We start from the raw sequence: 19,960 nt of genomic DNA on the forward strand, positions 1-19,960 counted from the left end.
GCCCCGGAGATGCAAGAACCTGAGGTTCTTGCCGGGGTGCTCGAGGGGCAGGGCCCCTCGAATTCCGCATGCTGCGCCTGACTCGCCTGCGCCTCACGCGCTACCGTTCCTACCCCGAGGCGGAGTTGCGCTTCACCGCGCCGCTGGTCGTCCTCGCCGGTCCGAACGGCGCCGGCAAGACCAACCTGCTGGAGGCCATCAGCCTGCTCGTCCCCGGCCGCGGCCTGCGGGGCGCGCGCATCTCCGAAGTGGCGACGGGTGGCGCGCCGCCCTGGGCCGTCTCCGGCCGGTTTGACGATGGGCTGGGCGGCTTCGAGGTCGGAACCGGCACGGCGGAGGAGGGCGGGCCCGACCGCCGTGCCTTCCGCCTGGACGGCGAGAAGCTGCGGGCGCAATCCGAGCTGGCGGAGCGCGTGGCCGCCGTCTGGATCACGCCGCAGATGGACCGCCTCTTCCAGGAGAGCGCCGGCGGCCGGCGCCGTTTCCTGGACCGCCTGGCCATGGCGCTGGAGCCGCATCTGGCGCGCGAGGTCTCCGCCTATGAGACGGCCATGGCCGGCCGGAACAGGCTGCTGGCCCAGACCCGCGAGGGGCGGCGCGCGGAGCCGGCCTGGATCGCCGGGCTGGAGGATGCGATGGCACGCCACGGCATCGCCATCGCGGCCTCCCGGCGCGCGCTGGTGGGGCGGCTGAACGCCACGCTGGAGGCCGGCGCGGCCGGCGACTTTCCGCGGGCCGTGCTGGCGCTGCAGGATCCCGCGGCCGAACTCCTGGACACCATGCCCGCCCTGGCCGCCGAGGACGCCCTGCGCGCCGGCTGGGCGGGTTCCCGCGGGCGGGACGCCGCGGCCGGCGCCACGCTGGCCGGCCCGCATCGGGCCGACCTGCTCTTCACGCATGGCGGGAAGGGCATCGCCGCCGGCCTCTGCTCCACCGGCGAGCAGAAGGCGCTGCTGATCTCGACCGTGCTCGCCCATGCCGGTCTGATCGCGGCGGCGAGGGGCTTCGCGCCCCTGCTTCTGCTGGACGAAGTGGCCGCGCATCTGGATGCCGAGCGCCGTTCCGCCCTCTTCGCCGCCCTGGCCGCGCTGCCGGCCCAGAGCTTCCTCACGGGCACCGATCCGGAGGTCTTCTCGCCCCTCGCCGGCAAGGCCGAGCACTGGACGGTCTCGCCGGGTCAAGCCTGCCGAAACCCCCTGCCGTAACGGCAGGAAAAATGCCATATGTGCACGGTCTTTCCTGAGGTTTCCCATTTCCCGATGACCAGCGAATCCCCGACCGGCGGCGACCTCCCGAACCAGGTCTCCGACGCGGACTACACCGGCGCTTCCATCACCGTCCTGCGCGGCCTCGAAGCCGTGCGGAAACGGCCCGGCATGTACATCGGCGACACCGATGACGGCTCGGGCCTGCATCACATGGCCTTCGAGATCATCGACAACTCGGTGGACGAGGCGCAGGCCGGTTATGCCTCACGCGTCGATGTCGTTCTGAACGGCGACGGCAGCGTGAGCGTGACCGACGACGGCCGTGGAATCCCGGTGGACATCCACGCCGAGGAGGGCGTTTCCGCGGCCGAGGTCGTGCTGACGCGGCTGCATGCGGGCGGCAAGTTCAACCAGAATTCCTACAAGGTCTCGGGCGGCCTGCACGGCGTGGGCGCGGCCGTGGTGAACGCGCTCAGCGAGTGGATGGAAGTCCGCATCTGGCGCGGCGGCACGGAGCACTTCATCCGCTTCGAGCATGGCGACACGGTGCAGCCGCTGAAGGTCGTCGGCCAGGCGCCCGCGCATCATCAGGGCACGCAGGTGACGTTCAAGCCCTCCGCGGGCACCTTCACCCAGGTCGAGTACGACTTCGCCATCCTGGAGCGGCGCCTGCGCGAGCTGGCCTTCCTGAATTCCGGGCTTGCCATCACGCTGCGCGACGATCGCCACGTGCCCGCGCAATCGACGGAGTTCAAGTTCGACGGCGGCCTCGTCGCCTTCGTGGAGTGGCTGGACAAGGGCAAGGAGCCCATCTTCAAGCCGCCCATCAGCGTCATCGCCAAGGAAGGCGAGGGCATCCGCGTGGAGCTCGCCATGTGGTGGACCAGCTCGCCGCGCGAGGTGATGCTCTGCTTCACGAACAATATCCCGCAGCGCGACGGCGGCTCGCACCAGGCCGGCTTCCGCCAGGCGCTGACGCGCGTGGTGTCGAAATACGCCGAGGATCTCGCGAAGAAGGAGAAGATCGAGCTCGTCGGCGACGACATGCGCGAAGGGCTCACCTGCGTGCTCTCCGTGAAGGTGCCGGACCCCAAGTTCAGCTCGCAGACCAAGGACAAGCTGGTCTCGTCCGAGGTGCAGCCGGTGGTGCAGATGGCCGTGGCGGACGCGCTGTCGCACTGGTTCGAGACGCATCCGAAGGAGGCGAAGCAGGTCCTCGACCAGGTCGTGCTCAGCGCCGTGGCTCGCAAGGCCGCGCAGCTCGCGCGCGAGAAGGTGGGGCGCAAGAACGCGCTGGAATTCTCCACGCTGCCGGGCAAGCTCGCCGATTGCCAGGAGAAGGATCCCACGAAGAGCGAGCTCTTCATCGTCGAGGGCGATTCGGCCGGCGGCTCCGCGAAGCAGGGGCGCAACCGCGCGAACCAGGCGATCCTGCCGCTCAAGGGCAAGATCCTGAACGTGGAGCGCGCGCGCATCGACAAGATGCTGGCGAGTGCCGAGATCGGCACGCTCATCACCGCGCTCGGCACCGGCATCGGCCCGGGCGAGCCGGCGAAGGGCGGCTTCTCCGCCGACAAGCTGCGCTACCACAAGATCATCATCATGACGGATGCCGACGTCGACGGCTCGCACATCCGTACCCTGCTGCTGACCTTCTTCTACCGGCAGATGGCCGAGCTGATCGAGCGCGGCTACCTCTACATCGCGCAGCCGCCGCTCTACCGCGCCAAGCGCGGCAGCGACGAGCGCTACCTGAAGGACGACCGCGCGCTCGAGGACTACCTGATCGAGAAGGCGACGGCCAATGCGCGCATCACGCTGGCCACCGGCCGCGAGGCGGCGGGCGACGAGCTGATGGAGATCGTGGAATCGCTGCGGCAGACCACCTCGCGCATCCGGCGCCTGGCGGTGAACATCCCGGTCGAGATCGTCGAGCAAGCGGCGATGGCGGGCATCCTCACGCCCGACGCGCAGCGCGCGCTCGAGGCGGCGAACGAATTCGCGTCGCGCCTTGATGCGATGGCCCCGCCGGCCGAGCGCGGCTGGAAGGTCAGCGTGGACGAGAACGGCGTGCACATGCACCGCATGGTGCGCGGCGTGGCCGAGCGCTACACGCTCACCGGGGCTGCCCTGCGCAGCGCGGAGGCCCGCTGGCTCGACGAGCGGCGCGAGTTCCTCCAACGCGATTTCGCCGCCGGCGCGAAGATCGCCTTCGACGCCAGCGAGTCCGAGGTGCGCGGGCCGCTGGCCGCCTTCGACCGCATCCTGGGTCAGGGGCGGCGCGGCCTCACCATCCAGCGCTTCAAGGGGCTGGGCGAGATGAATCCCGACCAGCTCTGGAAGACCACGCTCGATCCCGCAGTCCGCACGCTGCTGCAGGTGCGCGTGGACGATGCGGAGGATGCCGAGGGCGTGTTCTCGACGCTGATGGGCGACGTGGTGGAGCCACGGCGCGAGTTCATCGTCGGCAACGCGCTGAAGGTGGCGAACCTCGACGTGTAGGACTCCGCCGGCGGCCGGCGGGATCTTTCCGCTCGCAAGGGCTCGCTACAAGGCCGCGAGCCCGTTGCCGAGAGCATGATCCATGCTCCCGGCGATTCCACCTGCAGCGATCATGCCCTAATCGAGCTGCGGCAGGCGGTAGCGATCCTGCGGATCGTCCCATCCCTTGAAGTTCGGCGCGCGCTTCTCGGCAAAGGCAGCGCGGCTCTCGATCAGGTCGCTCTTCGCCCCATGCTCGTGCAGCGCGGCGGCGAGCCTCTGCTGCGCCTCGCTCGGCGCCGGCCGCATGCGGCGCATCATGTGCACCGTGTTCACGCGCGCCGCCGGCGGCAAGGTCAGCAGGTGCCGCGCCATGCCCATCGCCTCCTCCATCACCTTCTCCGGCTCCACGACGCGGTTGATGAAGCCGATCTGATGGAAGCGCTCGGCGGTGAAGCGGAAGCCCAGCGCCATCTCCATCGCCAGCGGGAAGGCAAGGTTCGCCATGTGCCCGTGATTGTAGCCGCCGAGCAGCCAGCGCTTGGCCTCCGAGACCTCGAAGATCGCGGTGGTCGCGGCCACGCGCAGGTCCGTGCGCTCCACCATCATGAAGCCGCCGCCCATGGCGAAGCCGTTGACGGCGGCGATGATGGGCTTCTCCAGCGTGCCGGCGTTGAAGGGATCCTCCTGTTCGGCACGGCGCCCGCCGGGATTCTTCTCGGCCAGGGATTCCTTCATGTCCTCGCCGGCGCAGAAGCCGCGCCCGGCGCCGGTCAGGATGGCGACCTCCATCCCGGGGTCATGGCGGAACTCGGTCCAGATCCGCGCGAGCTCCACCCGCATCTCGTGATTGAGCGCATTGAGGCGCTCGGGGCGATTCATCCGAACCACCAGGACCTGGCCGTGGCGCTCCGTTTCGACGACTGGCATGCTTATTCCCCTGATTCAAAGGACGGCGAGGGCTGCGGCAAGATCGCCGGAGCCCAGGGGCGCCCTTCCGCGAGCCTCATGTCTGGCGATAGGCGATGGCGCGCAGGAAGCGTGCGCGACCTGACCGCGCATGGCGCTCGGCGACCTGCCGCGCGGTTTCCGGATCGCCCGACAGGATCGCGTCCATGACGTCGCGATGCTCCGCATTGGATTGCTGCATGTTCGACGACTCGTCGAAGGAACGCCGGCGCAGCAGCAGCAGCTTGCGGGTGTGGGCGAGATAGACCTCCTCGACCGGAGCATTGCCGGCGAAGGTGAACTGTCGCTTGTGGAAGCGCACGTTGAGGTCGAAAAAGGCGTCGTGCCGGCCGTCCTGCGCAGCCGCTTCCATCTCGGTGACGAAGGTCTGCAGCTCCAGGGCCTGCGCCGCCGTGATCGAGGTGGCGAGCCGCCCGGCCGCATAGCCGATGAGCAGCGCGGTCAGGTCGTAGATCGCCAGCGCCTCGTCGATCTCCAGCTCCCGTACGAAGGCCCCCCGGTTCAGGATGACGGTGACGAGGCCCATGCGCTCCAGCGCCCGCGCGGCCTCGCGCACCGGCCCTCGGCTGACGCCGAGGCGACGCGCCAGGGCCAATTCGTTGATGTGCTGGCCAGGGCCCAGTTCGCCGCGCGCGATCAGCGCCTCCAGCTCCGCCTCGACGGAGGTGGCAAGGCTGGCGGCGCCTGAATGAGGCCCAGCTGCCAACAATCGTCGCTGCATTGCATCCGCTCGCTCCCGGGAACACCTCTATATTCGAGAAAACTGCCTCCCGCCACCCTGGGAAGTGTTGGCAATTCCGCGAGAGCCTGCCACTGTCGCGGGAACGGAGGAAACAGATGATGGATGACCCAGGCGCTGGCAGGATCCTTGCGGGATCCGGTCGATGAGCATCCTCGCCTCGATCGAGGATCGCAGCCGCTTCGACATGCCGATTGTCGATGCGCATCATCACCTCTGGGATCTGAGCGCCGGCCGCTATCCGACCAAGCAGGAGAAGTACGACCCGAACTTCTTCCTCGGCGACTACCGCAAGATCTGCAAGGACTACCTCCCGCACGACCTGGCCGAGGACTACCGGGGCTTCGACGTCATCGGCACCGTCCATATCCAGGCGGCCCGCGCGGAATCCGAGCAGGTGCAGGAAACCGAGTGGCTGGAGAAGGTGCATGCGGAGCATGGCCTGCCCAATGCCATCGTGGGCCATGTCATCTTCATCCAGCCCGACTGCGCCGAGGTGCTGGAGGGGCATGCGAGGTTTCCGCTGATGCGCGGCATCCGCTCGCGCCCCAACACCTCGAAGGGGCCAGGCCAGTCCATCGCCGGACAGCCCGGCACGATGCAGGACGACCATTGGCGCCGCAACTTCGCGCTGCTGGAGAAGCACGGCATGTCCTGGGACATGCGGATCCCCTACTGGCACCTGGAGGAGGGCGCCGAGGTGGCGCGCAGCTTCCCCGGCATCCCGATGGTGGTGAACCACACGGGGCTGCCGCTGGACCGCTCCGAGGACGGCCTGAAGATCTGGCGCCGCGGGCTGGAGAAGCTCGCGGACTGTCCGAACACGGTGATCAAGATCTCCGAGCTCGGCCTGCCGCACGGCAAGTGGGACATCCCCAGCAACATCCGCGTGGTGAAGGAGGCCGCGGCCATCTTCGGGCCGGACCGCATCATCTTCGCGAGCAACCTGCCGGTGGCGAGCTTGAGCACGGATTTCGGCGGCATCGTCGAGGTCATGCGGACGGCGCTGGCCGACCGCTCGCGGGAAGAGCTGGAGAAGTTCTTCTTCCGCAACGCCATCCGCTTCTACCGCATCCAGCTCTGAGGATATCCGCATGACCGAAGCCCCCACGCGCAAGGGTCCGCTGGCCCGCTTCAAGGTGATCGACCTCACCCGCGTGCGCTCGGGCCCCACCTGCGTGCGCCAGCTCGCTGACTGGGGCGCGGACGTTATCGCCATCGAGGCGCCCGAGGGGGTGGAGGGCGCCGATGGCGGCTTCGGCGGCGCGCGCCATGGCCCGGACTTCCAGAACCTCCACCGCAACAAGCGCAGCCTGACGCTCGACCTGAAGTCGCCCGAGGGCATCGAGATCCTGAAGAAGCTCGTCGCCGAGGCGGATGTCGTCGTGGAGAACTTCCGCCCCGACGTGAAGAAGCGTCTGGGCATCGACTACGAGGCGCTCTCCGCCATCAATCCGCGGCTGGTCTACGGCTCCATCTCCGGCTTCGGGCAGGACGGGCCCTATGCGAAGCGCCCGGGCTTCGACCAGATCGCCCAGGGCATGGGCGGGCTCATGTCCATCACCGGCCTGCCCGGCCAGGGGCCGGTGCGCGTGGGCATCCCTGTCGCCGACCTGACCGCCGGCATCTTCTGCGCCATGGGCATCCTGATCGCGCTGCTGGAGCGCGAGGAGAGCGGCAAGGGGCAATGGGTGCAGTCCTCGCTGCTGGAGGCGCAGATCGCCATGCTGGACTTCCAGGCCGCGCGCTGGCTGGTCTCGCAGGAGGTGCCGAAGCAGGCCGGCAACGACCACCCGACCGGCATCCCCACCGGCGTCTTCGAGACGAAGGACGGGCTGATGAACCTGGCCGCCACGGGCAAGGCCATCTTCACCCGCTTCTGCCAGACGGCCGGGGCGCAGCACATCCTGGACAATCCGGACTATGCGACGGGCCCGCTGCGCTCCGCCAACCGGGTGAAGCTCAATGCCGAGATCGGGGAGGTGCTGAAGACCAGGACCACCGCCGAGTGGATCAGGCTGCTGAACGAGGCGGGCGTGCCCTCCGGCCCCATCAACGGCATCGACGAGGTCTTTGCCGACGAGCAGGTCCAGCATCTGGGCATCGCCAGGCCGGTGAAGCACCCCAAGGTGGGCGACATCCGCATCGTGGGCCAGGCGGTGCGTCTCTCCCGCACGCCGAGCGAGATCCGCACCGCCGCGCGCGACAAGGGCGAGGACAACGACGCCATCCTCCGGGAACTCGGCTACGACGAGGCGCGAATCGCCTCGCTGCGTGAAAGGCATGTGATCTGATGTCGGTGATCTCTCGCCGCGCGCTGCTGGGCGGGGCCGCGGCCGCCACGACCGCGGGCCCCGCTTTCGCCGCCTGGCCCGAACGCCCGATCCGCCTCGTTGTGCCCTTCGGGGCCGGCGGGCCGCTGGATGCCCTGGCGCGCCTGATGGCGCCGCTGATGTCGGAAGATCTCGGCCAGTCCGCCGTGGTGGACAACCGCACCGGCGCCGGCGGCGTCATCGGCAGCGCCGAGGTGGCGCGTGCCGCGCCCGACGGCCACACGGCGCTGATGTCGGGCGTGAACCTGCCCGTCATCACGCTGGTGCAGCGCGACCCACCCTACCGCATGTCGGATTTCGCGCCGCTCTCGCGGCTCGCGGTGATCCCGCATGTCGTCGTCGTGCCGGCGGCGCTGCCGGTCTCCGACATGGCGGGCTTCGTCGCCTATGCCAAGGCCAATCCGGGGCGGCTGAGCTTCGCCTCCTTCGGCGTCACGACCTCCAACCACTTCGCGGGCGAGTTGCTGAACCTGCAGGCTGGGCTGGATCTCACGCATGTGCCCTATCGCGGCGGCGCGGCGGCGATCGCGGACCTGCTCGCCGGCCGCGTGACCTGCATGTTCAGCACCCTGCCGGACGCCCTGCCTTTCCTGCGCGAGGGCCGGTTGAAGGCGCTCGGCGCGGTCTACGGCGAACGGCTGCGCTGGCTGCCCGACCTGCCGACGCTCGCCGAGCAGGGCATGCCCGGCATCGTCAGCGAATCCGCCTTCGGCCTGCTGGTTCCCGCCGCCACGCCGGCCGCCATCCAGCAGCGCCTGGGCGATTCCGCGCGCCGCACGCTGGCCGACCCGCAGCTGCGCGGCCGGCTGGAGCAGCTCGGGCTGATTCCCGTCGGCAGCACCGGCCCGGAATTCGCGGCGCTGATCGAGCGCGACATTCGGCTCTATGCCGACGTCATCCGCAGGACGGGAATCACCAGCCTGAATTAGGGCGGCTTCAGCCGGCCCAACCGTCATGGGCGATTCCGCCTCACCTGAAGAATGCTGGAGGCGGCGGGACGCCGCCGGGAGGAAGAGAATGAACATCCGTATCCCGCGCCGGCAGGCCCTGCTGGCTGCGGCGGCCCTCGCGACGCCGCGCGCCCTGCACGCCCAGCCGGCCTGGCCCACCGCACGGCCGATCCGCCTGATCGTGCCCTTCGCGGCCGGTGGTCCCATGGACGCGGTCGCGCGGCTGCTCGGGCCGGTGGTGGGCGAGCTGCTGGGCCAGCAGGTCGTGGTGGAGAACCGCACCGGGGGAACGGGGATCGTCGGCCTGACCGAAGTCGCGCGCGCTGCGCCCGACGGCTATACGCTCATGATCACCGGCGCGAGCTGGCCGGTGACCATGCTGCTCAACCGGGATCTGCCCTTCCGCATGGAGGAGTTCGCCCCGCTCTCGCGCCTGACCGTGGCGCCCTTCGTGATGGTCGTGCCGGCCTCGCTGCCGGTGCGGAACCTGGCGGAGTTCATCGCCGAGGCCAAGAAGAAGCCGGGCCAATGGTCTTATGGGACCAGCGGCATCGGCACCACGCTGCACATGGCCATGGAGATGCTGAAGCTGCGCGCGGGCATCGACCTCGTGCATGTGCCCTATCGCGGCGACGCTCCCGCGATCACGGACGTGCTGGCGGAGCGGTTGCAGGCCATGTTCCCGACCCTGTCGATGGCGAGGCCCTATATCCAGGATGGACGGCTGCGCGCCCTCGCCGTCGGCTACACCCAGCGCGTGGCAGGGCTGCCGGAGGTGCCGACCCTCACGGAGCTCGGCTATGGCGAGGTGCCGGCGAGCGCTGATTTCGGCGTGGCCTGCGCGGCCGGAGTCCCGGCGCCTATCCGAGAAAAGGTCAGCGAGGCGTTCCGCGCGGCGGTGCGCCAGCCGGAGGCCGGCCGTCGCCTGCGCGACATGGGCATATTGGTCGTAGGCAGTACGGCCGAGGAGTTCGCGAGGATGCTCGCGGAGGAGAGCGCCCGCTATGCCGAAGTGATCCGCGCCGCCAACATCACCCTGAACTGACCGAGGGAACCCCAGAAATGCCCTATGCCCAGGCCGAAGGCGCCCGCCTCCATTACGAGGAGACGGGCAAGGGCCATCCCATCGTCTTTGTCCATGAATACGGCTCCGACCACCGCGAATGGGAGCAGCAGGTGCGCTTCTTCTCCCGCGAGTACCGCTGCGTCACCTTCGACGCGCGCGGCTACACGCCCTCGGAGGTGCCGAGCGATCCGAAGCTCTACGGCCAGGACCATTCGGTGAACGACATTGCCGCGGTGATGCGCCATCTCGACATCCCGCGAGCGCATGTCGTGGGCCTCTCCATGGGCGCCTTTGCGACGCTCCTCTTCGGCATCCGCTATCCGCGGATGGCGACCGCCCTGGTGGTCGCGGGCGTGGGCACGGGCTCGAACCTCGACGAGCTCGACGCCTGGCGCGCCGCCTCGGCCGAGCGGGCCGAGAAAATCCGCACCGAGGGCTGGCACGAGATGGCGCTGGAATCGGGCCACAGCCCCACGCGCGTCCAGCTCAAGAAGAAGGACCCGCGCGGCTGGAACGACTTCGTCGAGCACCTGCGCGAACATTCGCCCGAGGGCTCGGCCCTGACCCAGCGCTACTACCAGGGCGCGCGCGACCCGGTCTACGCCTGGGAGGCCGAGCTGAGGACGATGACGGTGCCGACGCTGCTCGCCCTCGGCGACGAGGACTGGCCCTGCATCGAGCCCAACTGCTTCCTCAAGCGCACGCTCCCGAATTGCGGCCTCTGGATGCAGCCGCGCACGGGCCACGCCATCAATCTCGAGGAGCCGGCCGCCTTCAACCGCGAGGTCCAGAGCTTCTTCTCCACCGTGGAACGCGGCCGCTGGAGCCTCGACGCATGAGCACGCTGCGCCAGATGATCGAGCAGGGGCCGCCGGTCTTCGCGCCCCTCGTGCTCAATCCGATGATGGCCCGCATGGCCGAGCGTGCCGGCGCGCGCGCGATCTATCTCGGCGGCGGGGCGTCCGGCTACCAGGGCGTCTTCACGGAGGCCAACCTGTCACTGACGGAGATGGCTCATGCCGGCGTCGAGATCGGCGCGGCGTGCCGACTGCCGCTGATCCTGGACGGCGCCTGCGGCTGGGGCGACCCCATGCACCTGCACCGCACCATCGCGCTCTCGGAGGCGGCCGGGTTCCAGGCCATCGAGATCGAGGACCAGATCCTGCCCAAGCGGGCGCACCACCATATCGGCATCGAGCACATCATCCCCGCCGAGGAGATGGCGGCCAAGGTGAAGGAGGCGGTGGCCGTGCGCCGCAGCCGCGACTTCCTCGTCATCGCGCGCACCAATGCCATCCGCATGCACGACCTCGACGACGCGCTGCGGCGGGCGGAGCTCTACGCCGAGGCGGGGGCGGACGTGCTGTTCGTCCTGGCCCGCAAGCCGGAGGAGCTGCGCGCCATCGCCGAGCGCTTCCGCATGCCGCTGATGTTCATGCCGCCGGCGGGCGGCATGGCGGCCTCGGGCCTCGCCATGTCGGACATGGAGGCGCTGGGCATCCGGCTGGTGGTCGATGCCACGACGCCCATGCTCGCGATGCACCGGGCGCTGCGCGATTCCTACGCGGCGATCCTCGCCGGCGAGGCCGACCCGCTGGTCGGCGGCTCCATCCAGGCCGAGGACAAGGCGGTGAAGCAGAGCATCGGCCTCGAGACGCTGCTGGAGGTGGAGCGCCGGACGGTGGAGCGCGGCCACTGACCGCGCTCCATCACGGTCAGGCGATCCGGTAAAGCGCCTTGGCGTTGTCGTGGAACAAGGCGCGGATCTGCTCCGGCGGCAGATGCGCGACGGCGCGCTTGAAGCCGGAATAGATGGTGTCGAAGCTCGCGACCATGCTGTCCACCGGGAAGTTGCTGGCGAAGAGGCAGCGCTCCCAGCCCAGGATGGCAATGGCCTCGCGCGCGATCCGCCCGTTCTCGTCTCCCGGCCAGGCATAGCCGGCCAGGCCGAGGCCGGAGATCTTCAGCCGCACGTCGGGATAGGGCGCCAGCAGCGCCAGCGCCTTCCGCCAGGCCGCGAGCCCCTCCGGCGAGCGATCCGCCGGCAGGCCCGTGTGGTTCAGCACGAAGGCGATGCCCGGGTGGTCGCGCGCGGCCTCGGCCAAGGCCGGCAGGTCCCACCAGGGCACCTGCACCTCGCAGACGAAGCCCTTCCTGCCCAGCTCCGCGAAGCCGCGCCGCCAGGCGGGGTCGTCCATCGAGCCCGGGCGGCCACGTGTCTCGTCGGGCGTGCTCTCGTCCTGCGTCGGCTTGGTGCGGATGCCGCGCAGGAAGTCGAACTCCGCAAGGCGCGCGATGGTCTCCGCCACGTCCTCGCGATGCAGGATGGCCTGGCCGAGCGCCACGGTCGGCAGCCCCTCGCGCGCGCGCAGCACGGCGAGCCAGCGCGCCTCGCCGATCGGGTCGTCTGCCCATCCCGCCTGCACATGCACGGTGGCCACGACATTGTGCGCCGCCGTGTCGCGCCGGTAGTCGGCCGGCAGGTAGTCCTTGCCCAGGAGGGGCGCCGTGCTGCCGTAGCGAAAGGGCGACGCCTTGGTGGACCAGTGGGGATATTGCGGCCCGTTGGCCTTGAGATCCCAGAAATGCTGGTGCGGATCGATGATCGGCAGCTCGCGCAGGAACTGCGGGGTGACGGCCTCGCTCATTCCGTGCGGATCCCGGCGCGCTGGATGAAGCCGCCCCAGAGGGTCGTGTCGGCCTCCATCACCGCGCGATAGGCGGCGCGGCCGCGGGGCTGCACCTCGAAGCCGGCGGTGCGCAGGCGGTTGGCCACGGCCTCGTCGCGCAGCAGAGCGAGCACGTCCCGCTCGATCTTGGCCAGCACCCCTTCCGGCGTCGCGGCCGGCGCGAGCAGGCCGATCCAGGAGATGGCCTCGTAGTCGGGGAAGCCCTGCTCGGCGATGGTCGGCACGTCCGGCAGGTCGCGCCAGCGCGTCTTGCCCGTGACGCCCAGCGCCTTGAGCTGTCCCGCGCGGATTGAGTTCACCGATTGCAGCGGGTTGTTGAAGCTGATGCTCACCTGCCCGCCAAGGATCGCCGCCTGCGAGGGCGCTGCCCCGGCATAGGGCACATGCGTCATCTCCACGCCCGCCATGCTCGCGAAGAGCGCCGGGGCGAGATGGCTGGTATTGCCCACGCCGGCCGAGCTGTAGGTCACCTCGCCGGGGCTCCGCCGCGCGAGCGCCACCAGCTCCTGCATGTTGGACGCCTGCACCGAGGGGTGCGCCAGCACCACCATCGGATAGTCCACCACCTCGGCCACCGGCGCGAGGTCGCGCATCGGGTCGAAGGGCAGCGTCGGCACCAGGAAGGGCGCGGCGATGATGCTCGAGGCCGGAACCAGCAGCGTGTGCCCGTCCGGCGCCGCCTTGGCCACGGCGTCGGCGCCGATATTGCCGCCGGCGCCCGGCCGGTTCTCGATCACGACGGGCTGGCCCCAGCCGGTGTTCAGCCGGTCGGCGAGGATGCGCGCGCAGACGTCGGAAGGGCCGCCGGGGGCGAATGGCACCACGAGCCGGACCGGCCGGGTAGGCCAGGCGGGCTGCGCGGCGGCGGGGGCCGCGGCCAGCAGGGGGGCGGAGGCGAGGAGGCTGCGTCGTGTTGTCATCTCAATCGTTCCTTGCGCCGGAAATGCGGGCGACTTCCGCCCATTTGCGCGCTTCGCTCTCGACGAAGCGGCCGAGCTCCTGCGGCGTCATGGCGGCGGGCTCGACGCCGAGCGCGGCCAGGCGCGCCTTCACCGCCTCGGACCGGCCCGCGGCATTGGCCCGGCGGTTGAGTTCGTTGGCCAGTGCATCGGGCAGGCCGGCGGGTCCGAACATGGCGTACCAGGTGATCGCCTCGTAGCCGGGCAGCGTCTCGGCGAAGGTCGGCACGTCCGGGAGCGCAGGAGAGCGCTGCAGGCTGGTGACCCCGAGCGCCTTCAGCCGGCCAGCCTGGATATGCGGCACCGCGGAGATCATGTTGTTCAGCATGAGCGGCACCTGCCCGCCCACCACGTCGGTCGTGGCCGGGGCTGCGCCGGGATAGGGCACGTGCACGAGGTCGATGCCCGCGCGCGTCTTCAGCAGCTCGGTCGCGAAATGGTTGCCGGTGCCGTTGCCGGGCGAGGCGTAGTTGATGCGCCCAGGCCGCGCCTTGGCGAGCGCGATGAGCTCGGCCAGCGTGGAGACGCCGAGCGAGGGATGCGCCACCAGCACGTAGGGGCCCGTGGCGAGCAGCGCAACGGGCGTGAAGTCCGTCGCGATGTTGTAGGGCAGGTTCGGCATGACGCTCGGAATGATCGCATGCATGGACGCGTTCACGAGCAGCGTGTGGCCATCGGGGGCAGCGCGGGCGACGGCCTGCGAACCCACCGCGCCGCTGGCGCCGACACGGTTGTCGATCACCATCGGATGGCCCCAGCCCTCCGACATCGGCGCGGCGACGAGGCGGCCCACGGCGTCGGTCGGGCCGCCTGCGGGCGAGGGGACGATCATCCGCACGGGCCGGTTCGGGAAGTCCTGGCCCTGGGCGCCGGCCTCGGCAGCGGCGAACAGGCCGCTGGCCCCAGCGGCGATGGCGGCGCGCCTGTCAATATGGTGACGGGTCATCCTTGTGTTCCTCCCGCAGCGCCGCGCCTGCATGGGTCCGGCTGCCGATTTGTCATTATAATGCATCTCCGTTGAGACCCGGATTGTCAACACTCTGCCCGGCCGAGTTCGGCCGGAAGGGCGAGCGTGGATCGACCGGATCCAGGGCTGTTGGAGGGAATGGTCAGCAATCCCGCTGGCCAAAGGGCCGGATTCGCCGGGCCCGAGCGTCGCGCGTACTCCGCCCCGCCGCCGGCTAGGCGTCGACCCCGTACTCGGCCAGCTCGGGCAACATCGCCTCGATCACGAAATCGACGAAGGCATCCGGAAGGTCCAGGTGAAACTCCCGGTCGGAGGAGCTCGTCACCACGGCCTCGAGCCCCTGGGTCCTGGCCCAGGCGGCGAGAGCCTCGAGGTCGGCCTTCGGCGTGTCGCTGAGGAACGCGATCTGCGACCGCCGCTTGTCGGCGTCCCGGTGAGCCGAATCACTGCGGCTCAGCTGCAGGTCGATATTGGCCCCCGGCTGCCTGAGGAAGATGGAACGCTCGGTCCGGCGAAGCTCCAGGAAGCCGAGCTGCGTCTGCATCATTCGCACGACGGTCTCGAAATGGCGCAGATTCACCCGCTGAGCCATGTGGTTGAACTTCATCGCCCCGTGACTCCGTCATTTCTTACGCTGGCGCAGGTGGCAGACCCGCCATCGGCTGTCCAGCCGGCCGGGAGATGCCGGTCTTCGCCGGCGTCCGCTTCATGGGGAACCGCGGCGCAGCCAGAAGGCATGGGCATCCCAGAGGGCAAGCTCGCGCGTGCCGCTCCGCAGCAGCGCGAATCCGTGCCGCCCGGCCATGCCGCGCAAATCGGCCCGATCCTGCCCGATGCCGCGATAGCTGTAGTTGAGGATCACCAGGCTGCCGCCCGGCCCCAGCAGCCGCGCGGCATCCGCGACATGCCGTTCCGCCACTGCGCCGCCGGCCTGGACGAGATAGGGAAAGACATCGACGGCCAGCAACAGGTCGAAGCCGGCCGACGGCAGCTCTTCCAGCCCATGTCCGGATGTCAGCGCGAATTCGACGCCAGGGGTGCCCGCGCAACGCGCGCGCGCGACCTCGATCATTCCAACCGACACGTCGAGGCCGAGGATGCCGCCGGCATGGGGCGCGAGGGCCTGGGCCATGCGGCCGATGCCGCAGCCGAGATCCAGGATGCGCGGCCGGCCCTCCAGCAGCTCCAGGCCGTGCAGCCAGGCGGTGACTTCGGCGCTCGCGGCTTCGAGCAGTGCCGGATCGCCGAGCGAATAGGCCGCGACGCTCGCCTCCGGGCTGATCCGGACGAGGCGGTCGAACATCGCGCGGCTCGCCGCGACGGCGTCGTCCGGAGAACCTCCGGGGCCGTGCCCTGCGCCGCTTCGCACCATGGCTTCGAGGCGCCGCAGGCCGGAACCCTGCCGCCGGGCCAGCGCCAGCAGCGGCGCCAGCCGCTCATCCTCCTCCAGGGCCGCGGTGATCGCCTCCTCCGATAGGCCGGCCAAGGCGAGGCGCATCAGGGCGACAGGCGCCGAGATCGCGCCCGCGGCGAATTCCTCCGCCGCCTGCCGCGCTGCATCCGGCCATTCGGCCCTCACAGGAACGGCCGGCCGCGGGGCCAGGGAGGAAGGCCGAAGGCGACCGCGAGGGAGGCGGCGATATCCGCGAAGCCATCCCGCGTGCCCAGCGGCCCGGCGCGGCCGCCGTGCAGCACCAGCAGCGGAACCTCCTCCCGCGTGTGATCGGTGCCGCGATAGGTCGGGTCGTTGCCATGGTCGGCGGTGATGATGACCAGGTCCTCGGGGCGGCATCGCGGCAGCAGCCCGGCGAGCCAGGCGTCGAATTCCGCCAGCGCCACTGCATAGCCGGCCACGTCCCGGCGATGGCCGTAGAGCGTGTCGAAATCCACCAGGTTGGTGAAGACGAGGCCGGCCTCGTTCCGCCGCCACAGCTCCTCGGTGGCCTGCATGCCCTGGGCGTTGCTGCCGGTCGGATGGGTCTCGGTGATGCCTTGCCCGGCGAAGAGATCGGCGATCTTGCCGACGGCTCTCACCGCGATGCCGGCCTCGCTGATCGCATCCAGGACCGTGCGCGGCGGCCGCATGGAGAAGTCGTGCCGCCGCTCCGTGCGGGTGAAGCTGCCGGGCCTGCCGGTGAAAGGCCGGGCGATGACACGGCCGATGCGCCAGGCGTCCGCATGGCGGCGGGCGGCCGCGCAGACGGCATAAAGCCGCTCGACTCCGATCACCTCCTCATGCGCGGCGATCTGCAGGACGGAATCGGCCGAGGTGTAGAGGATCGGCCGCCCGGTCCGCATATGCTCCTCGCCGAGCCCCTCGATGATGGCCGTGCCGCTGGCGGGATGATTGCCGAGGAAGCGCAGGCCGGTCTCCTCCTCGATCGCCTCCATGAGCCCGGCGGGAAAATGCTCGAACACGGCAAAGGGCTCCTCCAGGACGGCACCGGCGATCTCCCAATGGCCGGTCGTGCTGTCCTTGCCGGGGGAGCGTTCCCGCATGCGTCCATAGCTGGCGAGCGGCGCCGCGCCGCCCTCCTCGCCGCCCTCCTCGCCAAGGATTCGGCCCAGTCCGAGCGAATGAAGCGCGGGCAGTCTAAGCCCGGTTCGCGCGATGATATGGCCGAGCGTGTCCGCGCCTTCATCCCCATAGTCGGCCGCATCCGGCGCCGCGCCGACGCCGAGGCTGTCGAGCACGATTAGGAGGCAGCGTGTCATGGCCGCTGTCCCGTGGGCGGATGCAGGATCCGCCGGAAACTCGGCGCATCCGCCGCGCCCCAGAAGTACTTGTAGGGCTCCTGGCCGCGCAGGAAATCGAGCGTGGCGAATCCCTCGCTCACCGCCTGCTCCAGGGCATGCCCGACCAGCAGCATGCCAGGGCTGAGGCGGTCGAGTGCCGGATCGAAGCCGCTGATATAGAGATAGACGCGGCGCGCCCGCCGCTGGGGCGGGTCCAGCAGGGCATAGAGCACCGCGACGACCTCGCCGTTCAGATGCAGCGCCTGCAGGCGCAGCAGGCCGGCGCGCAGCAGTTCCGGCAACGCCGCCCGGTGCGCCGCCTGGACGGCGGGGCTGTCCAGCACCCCGGGCTCCTGCCGGGTTTCCCAGCGGGCGGCGTGCAGACGCAGCAGCGCGTCGAAGATGGGGCCGATCGTCTCCGCATCCGCCGTCCGCCAATGCGGCTCCCCGGCTTCAGCCGCGCGCTTCCGGACGGTGCGGAGGTCGCGCAGCGTCTTGCGCGAGACCACGCTCACCAGCGCGTCCAGGCTCGAGGGCAGCGGCGTGGCCGGGCAGGGAGTGTCCGGTGCGACGCGCGAGGTCCAGCCGGCCGGCGCCGGCTCCATCAGCGGCGAGCCCGGCCGGAGCTGCGGCCATTCCGCCACATCGAAGCGATCGGCCAGGGCGGCGAGCTGCCGGAAGGCCTCCGCCATGACGTCGGCCTCGTGCCCGGGGCGGATGATCGCATCCAGGTAGTCGGTGGTGCCGATGCCGAGCGGGAAGAGGCGGCGGACGCCGTCTCCCGCCGCATGGACGTAGAGCGGCAGCAGGCCCACCAGCAGGCCCTCCTCCCGCAGCGCCAGGGTCAGCAGCTCGCCCTCGCCGATGTGCCGCCACCAGGGGATCAGCCAGGCCGGCGACTGGAAGGGCGTTGCCTTCGGTGCCTCCTGCCAGAGCGCCTCCCATTCCGGCCGCAGCGCCTCCAGCCCTGCGGTCCGCGACACCAGCGTCATGTCAGGCCGGGACAGCATGCGCGCGCCCCCCGGCCAGCTGCTGGTAGAGGGCGAGGTAGGCCGCCTCGGTGCGGGACGCCGAGAAGCGGCTGCGCGCGGCGGCGCGGCAGTCCTCCGGATCGATCCGATGCACCTTCCGGATCGCCTCCGCCATTTCGCGCGTGTCCTGGACCAGGAAGCCGGTGACGCCATGCTCGACGATCTCCGGCAGGGCGCCGGAGGGGAAAGCGACCACGGGCGTGCCGCAGGCCAGCGCCTCCATGGCGACGAGCGAGCTCGTCTCGGGCGCCAGGCTCGCCGAGATCAGGCAGCGCGCGGCGCTGAGCAGCCGGCGCTTGCGCGCGAGGCCGACGGGGCCGAGGAACCGGTGCGGCCCGGCGGCGAGCAGGGGCGCCACGGCCTCGCGCCAGTACCGCTCATGCGCGGCATAGGGGAAGACCTGCCCGCCCAGCAGCACCGGCACCCCGGCGAGGCTGCCCGCCTCCAGCGCCGCATGCTGGTTCTTCTCGGCGCAGATGCGCCCGAGGCAGAGCGCGAAGCCGCGGCGGGAGACCGGCGTGTGCAATTCCTCGACGGGGACCCCATTGGGAATGGGCGGCAGCAGGGCGGGTGAGGGCGGGCACGTCCGGTATTGGGCCTGCGACACCGGATGCAGCCAGGTGTCCGGCCGCCTCGGCTGGAGGGCGGCGGGCGGGTACCAGCCCGGCGGCAGGTGCAGCGTCACCAGCACCGGCGGCCCAGCGGGCGGCAGGTAATGGTGGAAATCGATGCCGTGCATGTGCACCAGATCCACATCGCGACCGCGGAGCAGCCGGGTGATGGCCGCGCGATAGGCCGCATGCACGGCGGCGCGCTCCGCCGCGGTGATCGCGCCCTGCAGCACCGGCATCGGCACCAGCTCGCCCGCGGCGGTGGAGCCCGCGGCCGCGAGAACGATCGAGCGGCCGCCCGCCGCCGCCAACGCGCGGTCGAGCTGCCACAGCACCTGCTCGGCGCCGCCGACCGCGTCCGGGCCGACCGGGGCGAAGGGATAGGCGACCTGCAGCACCGTGGGGCTCATCGGCCGATCCCCAGCGGCTGCGAGGCCTCCGCCACCCTCTCGCGGAACGCCTCGCCCGTCATGCCCCAGGGGTGGTTCTCGTAATGCAGCCGGCCGGGATGCGGGGGCTGGGCGAAGTCGTAGCGCGGCGCCGGCCGAAGCATTTCGCCATCGATGGGGAATTCGGCGAGCACCCGCTGCTGCGTGACAAAGCAGGCCATCATCCGCCGCTTGCAGACCAGCGCCGCCGGCGGCACGGCCAGGCGGACCGCCCCGTCCTCCCCCGCGGGCAGGAAGCAGCCAGTCCTCATTCCCTGTGGCCCCGCGTGATAGCCGGCCATCTCCAGCAGCACCGGCGTCGGGCCGTCCATCAGGCGCAGCGCCGCATGCACGGCGAAGGCGGTGGCATCGTGATCGGGGTGGCCGCCCTCATAGGCATGGGTGACGATCGCCGCCGGGCGCAGGGCGGTGATCCGCGCCGCCACCTCGCGCGTGAGATCGGCGAGCCACAGCGCCGCCTGCTGGTCCGGGATGCCGCAGTTCAGCGCGCGTTCGGCCGGGATCCCGGCCAGGGCGAGAGCCGCCTCCAGCTCCTCCCGGCGCGCGGCGGCGTAGGAGGCCGTATCGGCGAATCCGTGCATCGCGGCGTCGCCGCCGTCGCGCGGCGCGCCATCGGTCACATGCAGCAGGGTGATGTCGTGGAACCGCGGCAGTTGCGCGCCGATGCCGATCACCTCGTCGTCCGGATGCGCGGCGACGACCAGCACGGCGGGGCCGACCGGGGTCTCCCCGTCGGCGAGCAGCGCGAGCAGCGGGCCCGCCGCCGGCATG

At 70.6% G+C, this 19,960-nt stretch carries 19 protein-coding genes; 8 read left to right on the forward strand and 11 right to left on the reverse strand.

The features are described 5' to 3' along the window. Window positions 1-68 precede the first annotated feature (68 nt). Together recF and gyrB are read left to right on the forward strand one after the other, a co-directional pair. Complete coding sequence (recF, locus tag EJV46_RS12940) at window positions 69-1,205, forward strand: DNA replication/repair protein RecF (RefSeq protein WP_131549058.1); 1,137 nt, start codon at window positions 69-71, stop codon at window positions 1,203-1,205. A gap of 54 nt (window positions 1,206-1,259) precedes the next feature. Further along, a complete protein-coding gene (gene gyrB / locus EJV46_RS12945; protein ID WP_131549059.1) occupies window positions 1,260-3,710 on the forward strand; it encodes a DNA topoisomerase (ATP-hydrolyzing) subunit B in 2,451 nt (816 codons plus the stop codon). Window positions 3,711-3,827: 117 nt separating this feature from the next. On the opposite strand, the gene EJV46_RS12950 is transcribed toward gyrB, so the two are convergent. Then, window positions 3,828-4,619: an enoyl-CoA hydratase/isomerase family protein gene (locus EJV46_RS12950; protein WP_131549060.1), complete on the reverse strand. Its 792-nt coding sequence runs from the start codon at window positions 4,617-4,619 to the stop codon at window positions 3,828-3,830. A 76-nt stretch (window positions 4,620-4,695) separates the two neighbouring features. After that, window positions 4,696-5,364, reverse strand: coding sequence for an FCD domain-containing protein (locus EJV46_RS12955; protein WP_165585509.1), 669 nt, complete (start codon window positions 5,362-5,364; stop codon window positions 4,696-4,698). 178 nt (window positions 5,365-5,542) lie between these two features. Between EJV46_RS12955 and EJV46_RS12960 the strand changes: the two genes are divergently transcribed. The 6 genes from EJV46_RS12960 to EJV46_RS12985 all read left to right on the forward strand — a co-directional run bounded on the left by EJV46_RS12960 (window position 5,543) and on the right by EJV46_RS12985 (window position 11,445). Then, a complete protein-coding gene (locus EJV46_RS12960) occupies window positions 5,543-6,481 on the forward strand; it encodes an amidohydrolase (RefSeq protein ID WP_131549062.1) in 939 nt (312 codons plus the stop codon). Between the two features lie 10 nt (window positions 6,482-6,491). Further along, on the forward strand, window positions 6,492-7,691 hold the full coding sequence (locus EJV46_RS12965; protein ID WP_131549063.1) for a CaiB/BaiF CoA-transferase family protein: 1,200 nt from the start codon (window positions 6,492-6,494) through the stop codon (window positions 7,689-7,691). Further along, on the forward strand, window positions 7,691-8,659 hold the full coding sequence (locus EJV46_RS12970) for a tripartite tricarboxylate transporter substrate binding protein (RefSeq protein ID WP_131549064.1): 969 nt from the start codon (window positions 7,691-7,693) through the stop codon (window positions 8,657-8,659). The genes EJV46_RS12965 and EJV46_RS12970 overlap by 1 nt, the downstream gene beginning before the upstream one ends. Before the next feature lie 88 nt (window positions 8,660-8,747). After that, the gene (locus EJV46_RS12975) at window positions 8,748-9,725 is read left to right on the forward strand and encodes a tripartite tricarboxylate transporter substrate binding protein (protein ID WP_165585510.1); all 978 of its coding nucleotides are present in this window, start codon (window positions 8,748-8,750) and stop codon (window positions 9,723-9,725) included. A gap of 17 nt (window positions 9,726-9,742) precedes the next feature. Then, the gene (locus EJV46_RS12980) at window positions 9,743-10,585 is read left to right on the forward strand and encodes an alpha/beta fold hydrolase (protein ID WP_131549066.1); all 843 of its coding nucleotides are present in this window, start codon (window positions 9,743-9,745) and stop codon (window positions 10,583-10,585) included. Next, on the forward strand, window positions 10,582-11,445 hold the full coding sequence (locus EJV46_RS12985) for an oxaloacetate decarboxylase (protein ID WP_131549067.1): 864 nt from the start codon (window positions 10,582-10,584) through the stop codon (window positions 11,443-11,445). The genes EJV46_RS12980 and EJV46_RS12985 overlap by 4 nt, the downstream gene beginning before the upstream one ends. Before the next feature lie 16 nt (window positions 11,446-11,461). On the opposite strand, the gene EJV46_RS12990 is transcribed toward EJV46_RS12985, so the two are convergent. The 9 genes from EJV46_RS12990 to EJV46_RS13030 all read right to left on the reverse strand — a co-directional run bounded on the left by EJV46_RS12990 (window position 11,462) and on the right by EJV46_RS13030 (window position 19,959). After that, entirely contained in the window at window positions 11,462-12,394 is a 933-nt protein-coding gene (locus EJV46_RS12990) for an amidohydrolase (protein ID WP_131549068.1), read from the reverse strand. Next, complete coding sequence (locus EJV46_RS12995; RefSeq protein ID WP_131549069.1) at window positions 12,391-13,356, reverse strand: tripartite tricarboxylate transporter substrate binding protein; 966 nt, start codon at window positions 13,354-13,356, stop codon at window positions 12,391-12,393. The genes EJV46_RS12990 and EJV46_RS12995 overlap by 4 nt, the downstream gene beginning before the upstream one ends. Before the next feature lies 1 nt (window position 13,357). Further along, a complete protein-coding gene (locus tag EJV46_RS13000; RefSeq protein WP_165585511.1) occupies window positions 13,358-14,341 on the reverse strand; it encodes a tripartite tricarboxylate transporter substrate binding protein in 984 nt (327 codons plus the stop codon). A 235-nt stretch (window positions 14,342-14,576) separates the two neighbouring features. Further along, window positions 14,577-14,969 carry a hypothetical protein gene (locus EJV46_RS13005; RefSeq protein WP_131549071.1) on the reverse strand — a complete coding sequence of 131 codons (393 nt, stop codon included), beginning with the start codon at window positions 14,967-14,969 and terminating at the stop codon, window positions 14,577-14,579. 99 nt (window positions 14,970-15,068) lie between these two features. Further along, the gene (locus EJV46_RS13010; RefSeq protein WP_206020795.1) at window positions 15,069-15,941 is read right to left on the reverse strand and encodes a class I SAM-dependent methyltransferase; all 873 of its coding nucleotides are present in this window, start codon (window positions 15,939-15,941) and stop codon (window positions 15,069-15,071) included. Continuing rightward, a complete protein-coding gene (locus EJV46_RS13015; RefSeq protein WP_131549072.1) occupies window positions 15,938-17,077 on the reverse strand; it encodes a phosphopentomutase in 1,140 nt (379 codons plus the stop codon). The genes EJV46_RS13010 and EJV46_RS13015 overlap by 4 nt, the downstream gene beginning before the upstream one ends. Then, window positions 17,074-18,108: a GNAT family N-acetyltransferase gene (locus EJV46_RS13020; protein WP_131549073.1), complete on the reverse strand. Its 1,035-nt coding sequence runs from the start codon at window positions 18,106-18,108 to the stop codon at window positions 17,074-17,076. The genes EJV46_RS13015 and EJV46_RS13020 overlap by 4 nt, the downstream gene beginning before the upstream one ends. Continuing rightward, a complete protein-coding gene (locus EJV46_RS13025) occupies window positions 18,092-19,150 on the reverse strand; it encodes a glycosyltransferase (protein ID WP_131549074.1) in 1,059 nt (352 codons plus the stop codon). The genes EJV46_RS13020 and EJV46_RS13025 overlap by 17 nt, the downstream gene beginning before the upstream one ends. Next, window positions 19,147-19,959: a PIG-L deacetylase family protein gene (locus tag EJV46_RS13030; protein WP_131549075.1), complete on the reverse strand. Its 813-nt coding sequence runs from the start codon at window positions 19,957-19,959 to the stop codon at window positions 19,147-19,149. Before EJV46_RS13030 ends, EJV46_RS13025 begins: the two co-directional genes overlap by 4 nt. Window position 19,960 lies beyond the last annotated feature (1 nt).

The organism is Roseococcus sp. SYP-B2431, assembly GCF_004336745.1.
Lineage (GTDB): Bacteria > Pseudomonadota > Alphaproteobacteria > Acetobacterales > Acetobacteraceae > Roseococcus.

Bases quoted from the DNA above. Each gene is read 5' to 3' on its own strand.
- gyrB (WP_131549059.1), top strand. From the start codon at position 1,260: ATGACCAGCGAATCCCCGACCGGCGGCGACCTCCCGAACCAGGTCTCC.
- EJV46_RS12970 (WP_131549064.1), top strand. From the start codon at position 7,691: ATGTCGGTGATCTCTCGCCGCGCGCTGCTGGGCGGGGCCGCGGCCGCC.
- EJV46_RS13015 (WP_131549072.1), bottom strand. From the start codon at position 17,077: ATGACACGCTGCCTCCTAATCGTGCTCGACAGCCTCGGCGTCGGCGCG.
- recF (WP_131549058.1), top strand. From the start codon at position 69: ATGCTGCGCCTGACTCGCCTGCGCCTCACGCGCTACCGTTCCTACCCC.
- EJV46_RS12990 (WP_131549068.1), bottom strand. From the start codon at position 12,394: ATGAGCGAGGCCGTCACCCCGCAGTTCCTGCGCGAGCTGCCGATCATC.
- EJV46_RS12995 (WP_131549069.1), bottom strand. From the start codon at position 13,356: ATGACAACACGACGCAGCCTCCTCGCCTCCGCCCCCCTGCTGGCCGCG.
- EJV46_RS12980 (WP_131549066.1), top strand. From the start codon at position 9,743: ATGCCCTATGCCCAGGCCGAAGGCGCCCGCCTCCATTACGAGGAGACG.
- EJV46_RS13000 (WP_165585511.1), bottom strand. From the start codon at position 14,341: ATGACCCGTCACCATATTGACAGGCGCGCCGCCATCGCCGCTGGGGCC.
- EJV46_RS13005 (WP_131549071.1), bottom strand. From the start codon at position 14,969: ATGAAGTTCAACCACATGGCTCAGCGGGTGAATCTGCGCCATTTCGAG.
- EJV46_RS12950 (WP_131549060.1), bottom strand. From the start codon at position 4,619: ATGCCAGTCGTCGAAACGGAGCGCCACGGCCAGGTCCTGGTGGTTCGG.
- EJV46_RS12965 (WP_131549063.1), top strand. From the start codon at position 6,492: ATGACCGAAGCCCCCACGCGCAAGGGTCCGCTGGCCCGCTTCAAGGTG.
- EJV46_RS12960 (WP_131549062.1), top strand. From the start codon at position 5,543: ATGAGCATCCTCGCCTCGATCGAGGATCGCAGCCGCTTCGACATGCCG.
- EJV46_RS13020 (WP_131549073.1), bottom strand. From the start codon at position 18,108: ATGCTGTCCCGGCCTGACATGACGCTGGTGTCGCGGACCGCAGGGCTG.
- EJV46_RS13030 (WP_131549075.1), bottom strand. From the start codon at position 19,959: ATGCCGGCGGCGGGCCCGCTGCTCGCGCTGCTCGCCGACGGGGAGACC.
- EJV46_RS12985 (WP_131549067.1), top strand. From the start codon at position 10,582: ATGAGCACGCTGCGCCAGATGATCGAGCAGGGGCCGCCGGTCTTCGCG.
- EJV46_RS12975 (WP_165585510.1), top strand. From the start codon at position 8,748: ATGAACATCCGTATCCCGCGCCGGCAGGCCCTGCTGGCTGCGGCGGCC.
- EJV46_RS13025 (WP_131549074.1), bottom strand. From the start codon at position 19,150: ATGAGCCCCACGGTGCTGCAGGTCGCCTATCCCTTCGCCCCGGTCGGC.